General features: G+C 70.6%; 11 protein-coding genes. 5 read left to right on the forward strand and 6 right to left on the reverse strand.

The window, feature by feature from the left end; all coding sequences use genetic code 11:
* Window positions 1-57: 57 nt before the first annotated feature.
* Window positions 58-1,026: an acetylxylan esterase gene (locus ACWCRB_RS16760; RefSeq protein ID WP_450996758.1), complete on the forward strand. Its 969-nt coding sequence runs from the start codon at window positions 58-60 to the stop codon at window positions 1,024-1,026.
* Between the two features lie 176 nt (window positions 1,027-1,202).
* Window positions 1,203-2,369: a serine hydrolase domain-containing protein gene (locus tag ACWCRB_RS16765; RefSeq protein WP_450996759.1), complete on the forward strand. Its 1,167-nt coding sequence runs from the start codon at window positions 1,203-1,205 to the stop codon at window positions 2,367-2,369.
* A gap of 65 nt (window positions 2,370-2,434) precedes the next feature.
* Here ACWCRB_RS16765 and ACWCRB_RS16770 read toward each other — a convergent pair whose 3' ends face one another.
* Window positions 2,435-3,196: a class I SAM-dependent methyltransferase gene (locus ACWCRB_RS16770; RefSeq protein WP_450996760.1), complete on the reverse strand. Its 762-nt coding sequence runs from the start codon at window positions 3,194-3,196 to the stop codon at window positions 2,435-2,437.
* 87 nt (window positions 3,197-3,283) lie between these two features.
* Window positions 3,284-5,188, reverse strand: a complete 1,905-nt coding sequence (locus ACWCRB_RS16775) for a hypothetical protein (protein ID WP_450996761.1) — start codon at window positions 5,186-5,188, stop codon at window positions 3,284-3,286.
* Window positions 5,189-5,554: 366 nt separating this feature from the next.
* On the opposite strand from ACWCRB_RS16775, the gene ACWCRB_RS16780 reads away from it, so the two are divergent.
* Together ACWCRB_RS16780 and ACWCRB_RS16785 are read left to right on the forward strand one after the other, a co-directional pair.
* Window positions 5,555-5,929 carry a CU044_2847 family protein gene (locus ACWCRB_RS16780; protein ID WP_450996762.1) on the forward strand — a complete coding sequence of 125 codons (375 nt, stop codon included), beginning with the start codon at window positions 5,555-5,557 and terminating at the stop codon, window positions 5,927-5,929.
* A gap of 36 nt (window positions 5,930-5,965) precedes the next feature.
* On the forward strand, window positions 5,966-10,237 hold the full coding sequence (locus ACWCRB_RS16785; RefSeq protein WP_450996763.1) for an nSTAND1 domain-containing NTPase: 4,272 nt from the start codon (window positions 5,966-5,968) through the stop codon (window positions 10,235-10,237).
* 16 nt (window positions 10,238-10,253) lie between these two features.
* Here ACWCRB_RS16785 and ACWCRB_RS16790 read toward each other — a convergent pair whose 3' ends face one another.
* The 4 genes from ACWCRB_RS16790 to ACWCRB_RS16805 are packed head-to-tail and all read right to left on the reverse strand — an operon-like array spanning window position 10,254 to window position 14,262.
* Window positions 10,254-11,024 carry an SDR family NAD(P)-dependent oxidoreductase gene (locus ACWCRB_RS16790; RefSeq protein ID WP_450996764.1) on the reverse strand — a complete coding sequence of 257 codons (771 nt, stop codon included), beginning with the start codon at window positions 11,022-11,024 and terminating at the stop codon, window positions 10,254-10,256.
* Entirely contained in the window at window positions 11,021-12,325 is a 1,305-nt protein-coding gene (hisD, locus tag ACWCRB_RS16795; RefSeq protein ID WP_450996765.1) for a histidinol dehydrogenase, read from the reverse strand. Before hisD ends, ACWCRB_RS16790 begins: the two co-directional genes overlap by 4 nt.
* Window positions 12,326-12,349: 24 nt before the next feature.
* Window positions 12,350-13,300: a VOC family protein gene (locus ACWCRB_RS16800; protein ID WP_450996766.1), complete on the reverse strand. Its 951-nt coding sequence runs from the start codon at window positions 13,298-13,300 to the stop codon at window positions 12,350-12,352.
* The gene (locus tag ACWCRB_RS16805; protein WP_450996767.1) at window positions 13,297-14,262 is read right to left on the reverse strand and encodes a fumarylacetoacetate hydrolase family protein; all 966 of its coding nucleotides are present in this window, start codon (window positions 14,260-14,262) and stop codon (window positions 13,297-13,299) included. Before ACWCRB_RS16805 ends, ACWCRB_RS16800 begins: the two co-directional genes overlap by 4 nt.
* A 269-nt stretch (window positions 14,263-14,531) precedes the next feature.
* Between ACWCRB_RS16805 and ACWCRB_RS16810 the strand changes: the two genes are divergently transcribed.
* Complete coding sequence (locus ACWCRB_RS16810; protein ID WP_450996768.1) at window positions 14,532-14,837, forward strand: antibiotic biosynthesis monooxygenase family protein; 306 nt, start codon at window positions 14,532-14,534, stop codon at window positions 14,835-14,837.
* The last annotated feature ends 32 nt before the right edge of the window (window positions 14,838-14,869 follow it).

A 14,869-nucleotide genomic window follows, 5' to 3' on the forward strand; every position in this document is an offset into this window, starting at 1 on the left:
CACGTACGGTGTGATCACCCGCAATCGCTTGCTGTCACCCCACAAAGGCGGTCCTGCATGGCACAGTTCGACCTCCCCCTCGACGGACTCCAGGAGTACCGCAGCGCGTCCGTCGAGCCCGAGGACTTCGACGCCTTCTGGTCCAAGACCCTCCAGGAGGCCCGGGAACACGACCTGGACGCCCGCTTCGAGCCGGTGGACACGGGCCTGACCACGGTCGACGTGTACGACGTGACGTTCGCCGGCTTCGGCGGTCACCCGGTGAAGGGCTGGCTGCGGCTGCCCGCCGGTGCGTCGGAGCCGCTGCCGGTGGTCGTGGAGTTCATCGGGTACGGCGGCGGGCGCGGCCTGCCGCACGGGGACCTGCTGTGGGCGTCGACCGGCCGCGCCCACTTCGTCATGGACACCCGCGGCCAGGGCAGCGCCTGGGGCGGCGGCGGTGACACGGCGGACCCGGTGGGCAACGCGCCCGCGTTCCCCGGCTTCATGACCCGTGGCATCGACTCCCCCGAGAACTACTACTACCGGCGGGTGTTCACGGACGCGGTGCGCGCGGTGGAGGCGGCCCGTTCGCATCCCCTGGTCGATCCGGCGCGCACGGTGGCCATCGGCACCAGTCAGGGCGGCGGCATCACGATCGCGGTCGGCGGGCTGGTCCCGGACCTGGTCGCGATCGCTCCGGACGTGCCGTTCCTGTGCGACTTCCCGCGCGCGGCGACCCTCACGGACCGCCAGCCCTACCGCGAGATCGGCAGCTACCTCAAGACCCACCGGGGCCGCACCGCCGACGTGCTGAACACGCTCGCCTACTTCGACGGCGTGCACTTCGCCGCGCGCGGCCGGGCCCCGGCGCTTTTCTCGGCGGCCCTGGAGGACCAGACCTGCCCGCCGTCGACGGTCTTCGCGGCCTTCAACGCCTGGGCGCACGAGGACAAGAAGGTCGAGGTCTACGACTTCAACGACCACGAGGGCGGCGGCCCGTTCCAGGAGGCCACGAAGGTGAGGTGGCTGCGCGCGTACGCCTGACGGGCTCGTGGGCGGCTGCGGTCGGGGCAGGGGCAGGGGGAGCGGTAACGGCGACGGCCCGACTGGTCGATTCCGATGACTTCCCCTCCCTTCCCCGCGATCCGACCAGTCGGTATGTTCGGCGGTGCCGGGTCACAGTGTCGTGGCCCGGTTTTCCGGCGGACGACGGAGGGCCCATGGCCGAGCACGTACCAGACGTTCACGGTGACTGCGACGCACGCTTCTCGGCGGTGCGGACGGCGTTCGAGGAGAACTTCCGCGAGCGCGGGGAGCTGGGCGCGGCGGTGAGCGTCACGGTCGGCGGCGAGACGGTGGTCGACCTGTGGGGCGGCTGGGCCGACGCGGGGCGCACGCGTGCGTGGGAGCGCGACACGCTCGTCAACGTGTGGTCGACGTCGAAGGGCCCGACGGCGCTGTGCGCGCACATCCTCGCCGACCGTGGGCTACTCGACCTGGACGCCCCGGTGGCCACGTACTGGCCGGAGTTCGCGGCGGGCGGCAAGGAGGGCGTGCTCGTACGGCATCTGCTGTCGCACCGCGCGGGTCTGTCCGGTCTGCGTGAGCCGCACGCGCTCGCCGAGTTCTACGACTGGGAGCTGACGACCAGCAGGCTGGCGGCGATGGAGCCCTGGTGGGAGCCGGGGACCCAGTCCGGTTATCACGCGTTCACGTACGGCTTCCTGGTCGGTGAGGTGGTCCGCCGGGTGTCGGGGCTGCTGCCGGGCGCCTTCCTGGAGCGGGAGGTGACCGGGCCGCTGGGCGTCGATTTCACGATCGGCCTGCCGGAGAAGGAGGCGGGGCGGGCCGCCGAGCTGGTGCAGCCACCGGCCGCCTCTGCGAGTGAACAGGCCGCGATCTTCAGCCAGTTGTCACCCGCGGCCATCGCCGCCCTGGCCAATCCCGTCCTGGGCGCCGCCGAGGCGAACAGCCCCGAGTGGCGGGCCGCCGAGATACCGGCCGCCAACGGCCACGGCACGGCCCGCGCGATCGCCGCGCTGTACGGCGTCCTCGCCGGGCAGGGCTCGTACGGCGGACAGCGTGTCCTCTCCCCCGGGGCGGCCGAGCGGGTGCGCGAGGGGCAGGGCAGCTGCCGCGACCTGGTGCTCGGCGCGGGTCTCGGCCACGAGACGGAGATCGGGCTGGGGCTGTGGCTGAGCGGCCCGGGCGGCTCGTACGGGCCGAACCCTAGGGCGTACGGCCATGACGGCTTCGGCGGTTCCTGCGGGCTGGCCGACCCGGAGGCGGGCGTGTCGCTGGGGTACGTCATGAACCGCATGGGTCCGCATATCGCCGACGACCCGCGGAAGATGGCGCTGATCGACGCACTTTACGGGGCGCTCTGACCCGGCTGCCCACGACTGCGCCGAGCAGTTCCCGGAGTCCGTCTTCACCGAGGAGTACTGAAGGTCTACCCGGCCGGTGTCCGCGTCGCCACCACCATCCGGCAGCGCGGACTGCCGTCCGGTCGCCGCCCGAACTCGGGCAGCGCGCAGGTCTCTACATCGAAGCCGGCGTAGGTCAACTCCCTGCGTACGTCGGCCAGTCGGAAGGCCCGGTAGTACATGACGAAGGGCGGCTTCCACACGGCGTTGCGCACCCGCATCACCGCGTCGAAGCCGAGCAGCGCCCAGTAGGCGCGCGTTCCCGGGCGGGCCGGTGCCACGACAGGGAAGGCGAAGCGCCCGCCCGGCCGCAGTACGGAGTGGACCTGGGCGAACAGCCCCGGCAGCTCACCCGGCAGGAAGTGCCCGAACGCCCCGAAGCTGACGACCAGATCGAAGGCGGGGGTGGGTGCGGCTGTCGTGGCGAAGGGCAGGGCGCGGGCGTCACCGCGTACCAGGGAGACGCGAGGCCCGTCGGCCCGCTCCCCCGCCCCCGTCCGCTGCCGGGCCACCTCCAGCATGCCCGCGCTGATGTCGATCCCGGTGACGCTCCCCCGGCACACGCGTTCCAGCACGTCCAGACCGGCGCCGGTGCCGCAGCACAGGTCGAGGCCGTCGTCGAAGGGCCCGAGGCCGCCCAGCGTCGACGCCACCGCATCGAGGATCGTGTCCGGCGTACGGAACGGGGTGTGGTCGAACTTCGGTGCGAGCAGGTCGTAGCCGCGTTCGACGGACGACAGCGCCTGCACGGCGAGTTCGCGGAGGGTGGGGCCTTCGGGGCTGAACATCGGCTCAGCTTAGGGGGAGAGCGGGCGGATCGCGCGGGCCGTCGGGCCCGCCCGAGCGGACCCCGAGCCTCCCTTGCCGGGGACGGCTCACCCCACGGTCAGCGTGATCGCTCCGGTGTACGTCTGCCCGGCCGTGACGGCAGTGACGGTTCCGTCGACCGTCATGGTCAGCTTCTTGCCACGGGGTGCCTCGACGACCGCGTCGGCCGCGAGGGTGAGCTTCGTCAGGTACGAGGTGCCGGTGATCGTCCAGGCGGAGCCGGCGCCCACCTGGACGATCACCCCGTTGTTGACGGCCGCCTGCTTCGTGTTGGTGACCTCGCCCAGCTCGTAGAAGGTGGAGGCGTCGATCGTGGAGACGTGGTGCTGGGTCCTGGAGGCCGAGATGACGCCCTTCACGCTGCTGTCGTCGAAGGTGAGGACCAGGTTCTTGCCCTTGCGCATGCCGTTGTAGAAGTCGCCCTTCAGCGCGATGGAGGTGAAGGTGGCGGCTCCGTCGGTGGTGTGGACGGCGGTGACGTCGAAGGTGGTGTCCTTGGCCGGGTCGCCGGTGGGCTCGGTGTAGACGCCGACGTTCATCATCTTGCCGTTGACGGGGACCGGGCCCGGGTCGTCCAGCTCCATCATCTGCAGGACGATCCCGTTGCGCGGGTTGAGCCGGGCGCCCTGCGAGCCGTCGACGGTGATGGTGGTCTGCTGACCCTTGTTGAGGAAGGTGGCCTTCTCGGAGTTGATGACGGTCCCGCCGTCGAGCGTCAATGTTCCGGCGCCGAAGAACATGTAGCCGAAGTGTCCCGAGTTCACGTCGGTGTTCCGGGCCGGTATGGCCCTCAACTCGGCGGCGCTGAGCCCCAGTTCGAGCTCGGTGTTGAGTGCGGCGACGGCTGCGGGTGTGCTGTCCCCGTAGTGCACGACCGCCGCCGGGCCGGCGATGATCGTCGCGTAGCTGCCGACGTCGAAGCGCGAGCCGAGGACGCGGACGGTCGCGTCGCCGATGGCGTAGGTGCCGTAGCCGTACGAACCCGTGTTGCCGACATGGCTGTTGACGACCGTCAGCTTGAGCCCCCGGCCGCCCTCGACGGACAGTGCGCCCCAAGTCTCCGAGAACACAGTGGAGTTGACATAGGTCGCCCGGCTGTCGGCCCCGATGAGATTGGTGGCGCGGACGTTCCCGTCGAGGCCGAGCATCCAGGGCACCGACTGCATGTACGGCGTCTCGACGGTGGCCTGGTAGTCGGCGGGCAGGACGCCGTTGCGGGTGTGGATCCGGGAGCTCTTGACGACGACGTTCGCACCGGCGTCGGCGATGACACCGGTGCGTACGACACCCTTGGTCTCGATCCGAGCGCCATCGAGAACAAGGGTGGTCGCCGATCCTGCGCCGACCACGGCGGCACCGTACCCGGCGAAGTCGGAACGCCCGTTCCCGGTGAAGGAGATGACAGGCCGCTCCAGCGTGTAGTCGGCGTCCTTCACATACACACCGTCGAAGCACTCGCCGGTCGAGGTGATCGACACGTTCTTCGCGACGGAGTCGGTGAGCCGGCCCCCGATGACGCTGGTCAGCACGGACTTGTCGCGCACCACGCCGTCGGCGTCCACGTAAAGGGCCTGCCGGAAGGGGAAGGTGAGCGTCTCGTAGGTCACCGGGTTCGCCTCGGCCACCGTGAGAACGACATCGCCCCGGTAGGTACCGGCCTGGATCAGCGTCTCCGTACCGCCGGTCTCGGTCAGCAACTGGCCCGTCTCCACGCCGTCGACGGTCAGGGTGACGCTGTGGCCGTCGGGGGCGACGATCTTTCCGCCCTCGGCGATGGACAGTCGATCCACGCGGGTGGTCGCGGACAGTTCGTACGTCTCCCCGGCGGCGACCGTGATCCGCGTGCCCCGCGCGGTCGCCGGCGCGGCGGTCGCGGAGGCCACCGGGACCAGTACGGCACCGGCGGTCGCGGTACCGGCGATGAGAATCGAACGTCGGGTGATCAGCGTCATGGCATGCCTTCCCAGGGATCGAATGCGCCGTCGCAGACCGTGACCGGACAGCCGTGGAACCCACGGGGGCGACGGGGCGGGCGGCGGCACCAGTGGTGCGTACGAGGGAGTGAATCACCCACGTACACAAGGGAATAGGCGCCCGGCCCACACATACCGGACCCCGATGGCTCGGATCGCGGCGCCCGTTTCATGGGGCTCACACAGAGTGGCCACAGAGGGTGTCGAACGGCCTCGCCCGCCGGATTCGCACGGCCTGGCGCTCTTGTCCGTTTTCACCGCACGAAGCCCCGTTCGCGTCCTAGGATGCGTCGGCGGGAGGGCCGAGTCGGGGGTTGCCCTGCCCGTACGGGGAAGGACAGCAGCGTGGCACGGTTTCTGCAAGTCCCGCTCGGTGACGACCAGTTCATGTCCGTCGAGGTGACCTCACAGGACGACGAGGACACCTTCGGGCCGGTGAGCCGAAGGCAGGACGCGATGGTGCGGCTGCCCGAGAGTCTCTCGGCCGGGCTGGACCGTGTGCGGTCCTTCTCCGACGAAGTGCTCACCCGGCTGCGGTCCGGGACCCGGCCGCCGGACTCGGTGCAGGTGGCGTTCGGCCTGAAGCTGTCGGCGAAGGCCGGCTTGGTCATCGCCGAGTCGACCGGGGAGACTCATCTGACGGTGACCCTGCAATGGCAGCGGCCCGGCGACGCGGACGATCCGCCGTCGCCCGACCCTGATGCCCCACAGGCTGGTTAGGCAGCGGCAGGCGAGATGGCGGGGAAGACCAACGGCGTGGCCCGGACAGGGGCAGCCACGGACGCGATGCGGCCCGGACTGGTCCGGTTTCTGGACCAGCGGGGAAGACCGGTGGGGTTCGGGTTGCTCGCTGCCCCCGACAAGGTCGTGACCTGCGCCCATGTGGTGGCCACCGCACTGGGGCTGCCGCTCACGTACCCCGAGGCGCCCAGGGAGCCGGTCTTCCTCGACTTCCCGTTGCGGGAACCGGGGCATCTGCTCAGCGCCCGGGTCGCCTCCTGGACGGCGATGCTGCCCGACGGCAAAGGCGATGTGGCCGGTCTGCTCCTGGAGCACGCGCTGCCCGAGGGTGCGGGACCCCTGGTGCTCGCCCGCGACGACGCCGTGGGCGACCACCCGGTCGCCGTGTACGGCCATCAGCAGCAGTTCAAGGACCAGCCAGCCTGGGTGAACGGCACCATCGAGGGTGACGTGCATGACGACCGGCTGCAGATCGGCAGGCCCGCGCAGGACGACGGGTGCGTGATCCAGCAGGGGTTCAGCGGCACTCCGGTGTGGGACAGGGCGACCGGCCGGGTGATCGGTCTGGTCAGCCAGGCCGCACGCCCCGACATCGCACGGTACGCACAGGCGATCAAGGGCAAGACCGTTCTCGACTCCTGGCCGAAGCTCCGGGCGGAGTACCAACAGGCCTGTCCCTACCGGGCTTTCCTGCCGTTCACCGCCGAGCACTCCGCCGTGTTCTTCGGCAGGGCGGAGCTGGCGACGGAGACCGTACGGACCGTCCGCACCTCCGAGATCACGATCGTCACGGGCGTGTCGGGCGCCGGCAAGACCTCCCTGCTCCAGGCAGCGGTGTCGCCCCGGCTGGAGGAGGACGACCGGACGGCGGTGCTGGTGCTGCAGCCTCATCTGCACGAGGCGTTGCGGCACGCGCTGGCCGCGGCCGTGGTGAGCCGCACGGATCCCGGGGCTGTGGACGTCCGTACCCGGCAGGACGAGCTGGTCGGTGCGCTCGCCGACCTGACACCCGCGGCCCTCGTCGGCCGTGTCCTGGGCGAGTTGGGCGCCGGCGCGACACAGCTGATCCTGGTGGTGGACCAGTTCGAGCTGCTGCTCGGGCCCACCGCCGACGAGCCCGCGGAAGGAAAAGCGGAGCCTGGAAGACTCCAGCAGGTCGCCGCCGAGCTGCGTGGTCTCGCCACCGAGGACGGTCCCGGCGAGGACGGCACCCCGGCCGCCCGTGTCATCGTGGCCGTGACCGAGAACCTGCTGGAGACCGTGCTCGGCCTGCCCGGCTGGCGGGACACCGTGCGGGACTCGGTGGTGCGGGTCGGCCCGATGACCCCGGAGCAGCTGACGGACGTACTCGAAGGCCCGCTGCGCAACGGGATCGCGCGGTTCGAGGACGGGGTGCTCGAGCTGATCGTGCAGGACATCGTGCGACAGCGTCAGACCCTGCCCGACGTCCAGGCGCTGCTGACCCGTATGTGGCACGGGCAGACCGGCAACGGACTGCTGACCACCACCAGCTACCGTGAACTGAGCGGGCCAGAGGGCTGGTTGAGCGCCCATGTGGAGCAGATCTGGGCCGGGCTGACCAAGAAGAGCAAGAAGGCGACCGAGCGGCTCCTGCTGCATCTGGTGGAGCCGAGTTCCGGACACGGCGACTTCCTACGGCGTTTCGCCGCTCGCGGCGAACTCGACGAGGCCGACTGGAAGGCCGCCGAGCTGCTGGCCAAGCCTGAGTACCGGCTGGTGGTGATCAGCGCGGGCGCACGCGGCGAGCCCATGGCCGCGCTGTCCCATGACACCCTGCTCGCCCGGTGGACCTCGGCCAGGGCCCACCTCGACGCACATCGTGACCTGCTGCGCTGGCGATCCGAACTCAGACGGGAACGCGCGGCCTGGGAGCACTCGGGCCACCGTTCCGAGATCCTGCCGCGCAGAGCCGCGCTCAGGGATCACCGCGACGCCCTGGTGGCGTACGAGACGCATGCCTCGGAAACCGAAAGGCAGTTCGTCGAGGCGGCCGAGCGCCATCGCAGGACCTGGCAGTGGCGCTCGGGCGTCGTCCTGACCGTCATCCTCGTGCTGACGGTCGTCGGGGCGACCGTGTTCCTGGCGCTGCGGCGCCAGGCGGCGGAGGACCGTGCGGGGAGGGAAGCAGCCGAGATCGCCGAGCAGAGCGAGATCCTCGCCGATGCGGACCCGGTCACCTCCCAGCTGTTGGCGGTCGCCGCCCAGGAGTGGACGGGAGACGTGTCCGAGACGGGGAAGGCGCTTCTTCAGGCCGCCGCCGACCGACGGCGCGGCACGATCCCCAGCGGCCGGTACGGCCGCTCGCTCATGGCCTTCGATCCTGCCGGCACCACTCTGGTGACCAGCGGGTTCGACGGCCGGATCATGTTCTGGGACACAGCCGGCCAGCAGCGCGCGGGGCCGCAGCCCCGGGCTGACTACGCCACGCCGTCCGCACTGGCCGTCAGCCCGGACGGCCGGCTGCTGGCCTCGGGGCACTACGGGGGTTCGGTCATCCTCTGGGACATGGTCACTCGCCGTCCCGTGGGCAAACCTGTGTCGCTTCCCCGGCCGTCCGGCGCATCCGCAGGGGACGAGCGGCTTGTTTCCTTTCTGGCGTTCGCGCCGGAGGACAGCACCCTGGTGGCCTCCTCGTCCGACGGTGTGCTCACGCGGTGGGACCTGCGCGGGTCCCGGCCCCGGTTGCTCGACACCGGCGAACGAACCGGTGTCGGCGGTCCTTTGAACCTGAGCGCCGACGGCTTGCTCCTCGCCGTGCCGGACCGCCGGGGCGGCATCCGGTTGTCGGACGTACGTACCGGTCGTCGCCTCGGTGATCTGCCTGCCGATGGCAGGGGGACCGTCCGGCTACTTGCCTTCAGCCCGGACGGGCGCAGGCTCGCCGTGTATCGCGGGGGCAAGGAGCTGCCCGGGATCGAGTTGTGGGATGTCTCCACTCGCCGCCAGGTCGGGGGTTTGCGCACCAAGCACATGGGTTACATCACCACGCTGGCCTTCAGCCCCGACGGCTCTCTCCTGGCGACCGGATCCGAGGACCAGCAGGTGGAGTTGCTCGACGCGAGCGGCACCGGGCTGCCGATCGGCGAACCGCTCGCCGGCCATGTCGGCTCCCTCACGGGGCTGGTCTTCGCGCCCGACGGCCAGACCCTCGCCTCGGCAGCGGACGACGGCACGGTGCGGCTGTGGGATCCCGAGCTGCTCCGCCCACGCGGGATCGCGATGGATGACGGTTCCCAGCAGGTGCTCTCGGCCGCCTTCAGCGCTGACGGAGAGATCCTGGCGTCCGGGGGCGCGACCCTCGCGGTCCATCTGTGGGACCCCCGGACCGGGCGCCCCGCGCGTGCTTCGCTGACCGAACGTATGGGCAAGGCCTTCTCCGTGGCGTTCAGCAAGGACGGTTCGACGCTGGCGGCCACGAGTGACGTGGGACCTGCCTGGCTGTGGGACACCACCAGTTGGCAGCCCACCGGCCCGCAACTGGAGGGAGCGATCAGCGCGGTCGCGTTCAGCCCCGACGGGAAGCTCCTCGCGACCGGAGACACGGACCTCAACCGGTTCGACGTCCAGGGCGACGTCCAGCTGTGGGACACGGCGACCCACCGTGCGCTGGAACCGCTGCTCCCCGCTCGTCGGCCAGGCGGTGGAACGTATCCGCTGGGCCATCGAGGGAGGGTGCACGCGCTGGCGTTCTCCCCGGACGGAAAAGTGCTCGCCTCGGGCTCGGGGTTCGGGGAGATCCAGTTGTGGGACGTCGTCGGACGACGGGCGATCGGGGAACCCATGACGGACCACTCCGGCGATGTCACCTCCCTGGCCTTCAGCCCGGACGGAGAGCGGCTGGCCAGCGGTGCCACCGACGGTACGGTCCGGCTCTGGGACGTGGCCGCCCACCGCCAGTTCAGCAAGCCGCTGACCGGACACCGGGTGACCGTCAACGAGGTGGCGTTCAGCCCTTCGGGTCTGCTGGCCAGCGGTGGGGACGACAGCCGCGTCCGGTTGTGGGACCCGGACACCGGGACGCAGATCGGTGATCCGCTGCTCGTCGACGGCGGCATCGTGCACGCCCTGGCCTTCAGCCGCAACGGCTCCTCCCTCGCGGCGGGTGGCGCCCGGCTCCACCTGTGGGACGTGTCCGCCCTGACCGATCCGGCGAAGGCCGTCTGCGCCCGCTATCCCCACCTGCTCTCCCGGGCCACTTGGCACGAGCATCTGCCCGAACTCCCGTACCGGCCGGGGTGCTTGGATGCGTCGCGGCAGCCCCGGTGAGGGGCAGTCGGCAAGGCTACGCCGGGGCGATCATTCCCGCCGACAGGTCGATGTCCGCCCCGCACAGGCCCGGCATCGCGAGCATCGCCAGCAGGGCCTGGGCCACCTCGTCCGCTTCCACCAGGCGGCCCAGTGCGGCCCGGGAGGCGAAGTCCCGTTCCGCCTCCTCCGGGGTGCAGCCCGTCAGTTCGGCCGTCAGGCGGAAGTTGCGGTCCATGCGTGGGCCTCGAACCGGGCCCGGGGAAAGGGAGTTGACCGCGACGCCCTGGAGGCCGGCCTCGCCCGCGAGGGTGCGGGTGAGGCCGAGGAGGGCCATCTTCGACGCCGTGTACGGGGTGCGGTGGAGCAGGGGGCGTTTGCCGCTCACCGAGGCGATGTTGACGATGTCGCCTCGGCCCGCCGTCAGCATGGGCGGCAGGAAGGCCCGGCACATCAGATAGACGCCCCGGACGTTGGCGGCGAACACGTCGTCCCACTCGTCCGGTTCGATGTCGACGAGCGGCTTCACGGGGCCTGCGACGCCCGCGTTGTTCACCAGCAACGACACGTCCTCGTCGGCCAGTTGGGATGCCAGCGCGCTCACCGACTCCGGGGCGGAGACGTCGCACACCGCCGTGCGTGCCTCGCCGCCCTCCTTGGTGATCCGGTCCGCCGCGTCCGCGAGGGCGGTCTCGTCTCGGCCGACGAGGATCACCCGGGCGCCCGCGTCCGACAGCGACGACGCGAACGCCCGCCCGAGCGGTCCTCCCCCGCCCGTGATCAGTGCCGTACGCCCGTGCAGGCTCATGCGGCGCCGTTCCACGGCAGGGCGTCGCCCTCGGCCTTCGCCGCGCGTACGTCGCCGGAGCGGGCGTGGCCCTCGAACAGCTCGACGCGGGAGGCGCGCCCGCAGAGGCGGCCGAGGAGCGCCTGGGAGGCGGTGTCGGTGACCTCCTGGTAGGTCACCGTCTTGAGGTACTTCCCCACCCACAGGCCACCGGTGTAGCGGGCGGCACCGCGCGTGGGCAGGACGTGGTTGGTGCCGATGACCTTGTCACCGAAGGACACGCAGGTGCCCTCGCCGAGGAACAGGGCGCCGTACTGGGTCATCTTCTCCAGTGCCAGGCGTGGTTCGGTGGTCAGGACCTCGACGTGTTCGAAGGCGAAGTCGTCGGCGAGTGCGTACATCTCGTCCAAGGTGTCGACGACGTGCACCTGGCCGTGGTCGCGCCAGGCCGGTCCGGCGAAGTCGCGGGTCGGCATGCCGGGCAGGAGTCGTTCCACCTCGGTGATCGTCCGTTCGGCGACCTCGCGGGAGGTGGTGATGAGGACAGCCGGGGAGTCGGGGCCGTGTTCGGCCTGGGAGAGCAGGTCGACCGCGCAGACGAACGGGTCGGTGTCCTCGTCGGCGAGGACGAGGATCTCGGTCGGCCCGGCGAACAGGTCGATGCCGATCCCGCCGAACAACTGCCGCTTGGCCTCGGCCACATAGGCGTTGCCGGGGCCGGCGATCAGGTTCACGGGCCGCATCGAGTCCGTACCGACCGCCATCGCGGCGACCGCCTGGACTCCGCCCAGGAGCCAGATCTCGTCCGCGCCCGCCAGGTGCATCGCGGCGACCGTGGCGGCCGGGATCTCCCCGCGGATCGGCGGCGTACAGGCGACGACTCGCGGTACGCCCGCGACCTTCGCCGTGACGATGGTCATGTGGGCGGAGGCGGTGAGCGGGTAGCGGCCGCCCGGGATATAGGCGCCCGCGGCCTGCACGGGGATGTGCTTCTGGCCCAGCCGGACGCCCGGCAGTGTCTCCACCTCGAACTCCCGCAGGGAGTCCAGCTGGTGGCGGGCAAAGGCACGGACCTGGTCCTGGACGAAGCGGATGTCGGCGATGACCTGCTCGGGCACCGACGCGACGATCTTCTCGACCTCCTCGGCGGAGAGCCGGAAGGAGTCCGGGCTCCAGTTGTCGAACTCCTCGGAGTACTCGCGCACGGCCGCGTCACCGCGTTCGCGGATGTCCGCGATGACGCCGGTCACGGTCTCCCGCACCTGGTCGAGGGAGGCGGCCACCTCGGCCTTGGGGACGGCATGCTTCAGGATCGTTGCCACAACAGCGGCCTTTCTCAGGTGGGTTCAGACAGGAGGGGCGACGAACAGCACGTCGGGGTCGTTGAACTGCTCCTTGGCGACCGACTCGCTCATCGGATCGGCCGTCCCCCACTGGTCCTGGGTGATCGGGTCGTCGACGTCATGGCGGCCCGGGTGCCACAGGTCCTCTTCGAGGACGGCGAGTTCGGTCGTGTACTCGACGGTGTTGCCGTGCGGGTCGTGGAAGTAGGAGAAGGTGTTGTCGCCGGCCAGATGACGGCCCGGACCCCAGGTGAGCCGGGTCCCGGCACGCAGCGCACGGCCCGTGCCGCGCATGTACTCCTCGACGCCCCGCATCTCGAACGAGGCGTGGTGCAGGGAGACATGGGGGCCGCGTGCGATGGCGAAGGAATGGTGGAGGGGGCTGCACCGCAGGAAGTACATGAGGTCGCCCATGTGCGTCGAGTAGAGGGTGTCGGTGAGCCGGAACCCGAGGTGCTGGACATAGAAGTCCCGCAGCCCTTCCGGGTCCTGGGAGTTCACGACGCAGTGCGAGAGCCGCACCGGGATGGCCTCGCGTTCCTCGATCTTCCGGTGTGCGCGGGTGGCGACATCGGCCGAGACCTCCACGACCCGGCCGTCCGGGTCGAAGAACCGGAAGCCGTAGCCACCGCCCGGAGTGTCCAACACCCTTGGTTCATGGACCAGTTGGACACCTGCGCTGCCTAGCCGTACCGCCAGCTCGTCGACGGCGGCCGGGGTCGCGGCCCCGAAGGCGATCAGGTCCATCCGCTTCCGCTCGTCCTGGCGGATCCGCACGATGTACTGCTCGGGGCTGCCCTCGGCGGCGAAGAACGCGATGCCGTTGTCGTTCGCGACCTCGGTCAGGCCCCAGGTGCTGCCGTAGAAGGCGCGCTGGGTGGCGAAGTCCGGTACGGCCAGGTCGACATGACGCAGATGGGTGATGGGCTGGAAGGGAGTGTCCAAGGTGCTCATGCGTCGCTCCTGACGGTGTTGCGCTGGTGACCCAGGCCCGTGATCTCCGACTCCACGGCGTCCCCGGGTTTGAGGAAGACGCCCCAGTGCGCGCCGTTGCCGGCCGGGGAGCCGGTGAGGAGCAGGTCGCCGGGGCGCAGGGTCGTGGTCGTGGAGACGTACGCGATGAGCCGCGGGATGTCGAAGATCATGTCCTTGGTGGACTCGTCCTGGCGGACGACTCCGTTGTGGCGCAGGGTGATCCGGAGGTCGGAGGGGTCCCCGACGAAGGCGGCCGGGACCAGGAAGGGGCCGGTCGGCAGGAACGTGTCGGCGTTCTTGGCGGTGAACCAGTCCGTGCCGATGGCCTTCAGATCGGGTCGGTAGAGACGGTCGCGGGTGGTGAGGTCGTTGCAGATCGTGTAGGCGGCGACGTACTCCATCGCGTCCTCGGTGCGGATGTTCCTGCCCGACCTGCCGATGACCAGGGCGAGTTCGAGTTCCCAGTCGTGCTGGTCACCGAGCGCGGGGAGCACGATGTCGTCGTACGGGCCGCACATCGCGCGCGGCGAGCCCAGGAAGACGTACGGGACGCCGTTCCGTGCCCGTACGTCCATCATCTTCTCGGCGTCGGCGCGGGCCTCCTCGGGGGTCGCGCCGTGCACGCTCTCCTTCTCGGCGGCGACCAGATCGACCACGTGCTTGCGGTAGTTGGCGCCGCTCTGGAGGATCTGGCCGGGTTCGACCGGGGCCAGGACGCGAAGCGCCGCCAGGTCGAACCAAGGGCCGTCGGCGCTCGCCGCGAGGTCGTGGAGGCGGGGCAGCCAGGTGTCCCAGTCCTCGACGATCGCGCGCACGGACGGCGCGAGGTCGGTAAGGTCGCGCACCCTCGGCCCCACGACCAGGCCCGGGAACGTGCCGTTGCCGGCCTCGAAGGTGCCCAGGGCGAACGGGCCGGCGTGGGAGGGGGGTCGGTCGGGCACGGGCGGTCTCCTCGTACGACGTACGGGTGGGCGGACTGGTGAAGCGGGGTCGGTGGCTGCCATTGACGCTAGGCAGCGCGGGCCGACGGCGGAAATGCTGATTGGCGATGCCTGGCATCAGCGGCCCGTACGGCCCGTGATCAGGGGCCCATCGCCGTGCGCAATGGATGACGTGCCCCTTGCCGATGCCTCGATCCGTTGACCCTGCATCCACCACCCACGCAGGCTCGGACCACCCACCGACCCAAGCTCTCAAAGAGGAGCCAACCGTGATCGTCGAGCATGCCGAGCTGGCCGTCGAAGTCGGTCGTGAGCAGGCGTTCGAGGAGGCCTACGAGAAGGCGCGCCTCGTTCTCGCCGAGGCGGACGGGTTCCGCTGGACCGAGCTGCTGCGCTGCGAGGAGCGGCCGGACACCTATCTGCTGCTGGTCGGCTGGGAGTCCATCGCCCACCACACGGTCGGGTTCCGCGAGTCCGAACGCTTCGCCCGCTGGCGCGCGCTGGTCGGCCCGTTCTTCGCCGCGCCGCCGGTGGTCGAGCACTACAGCGAGCGCACCGCCCGCTTCACCGGCTGACCACTGCCGGCCACCCCCTACCTCTACCTCCC

Source organism: Streptomyces sp. NPDC002156, assembly GCF_053593675.1.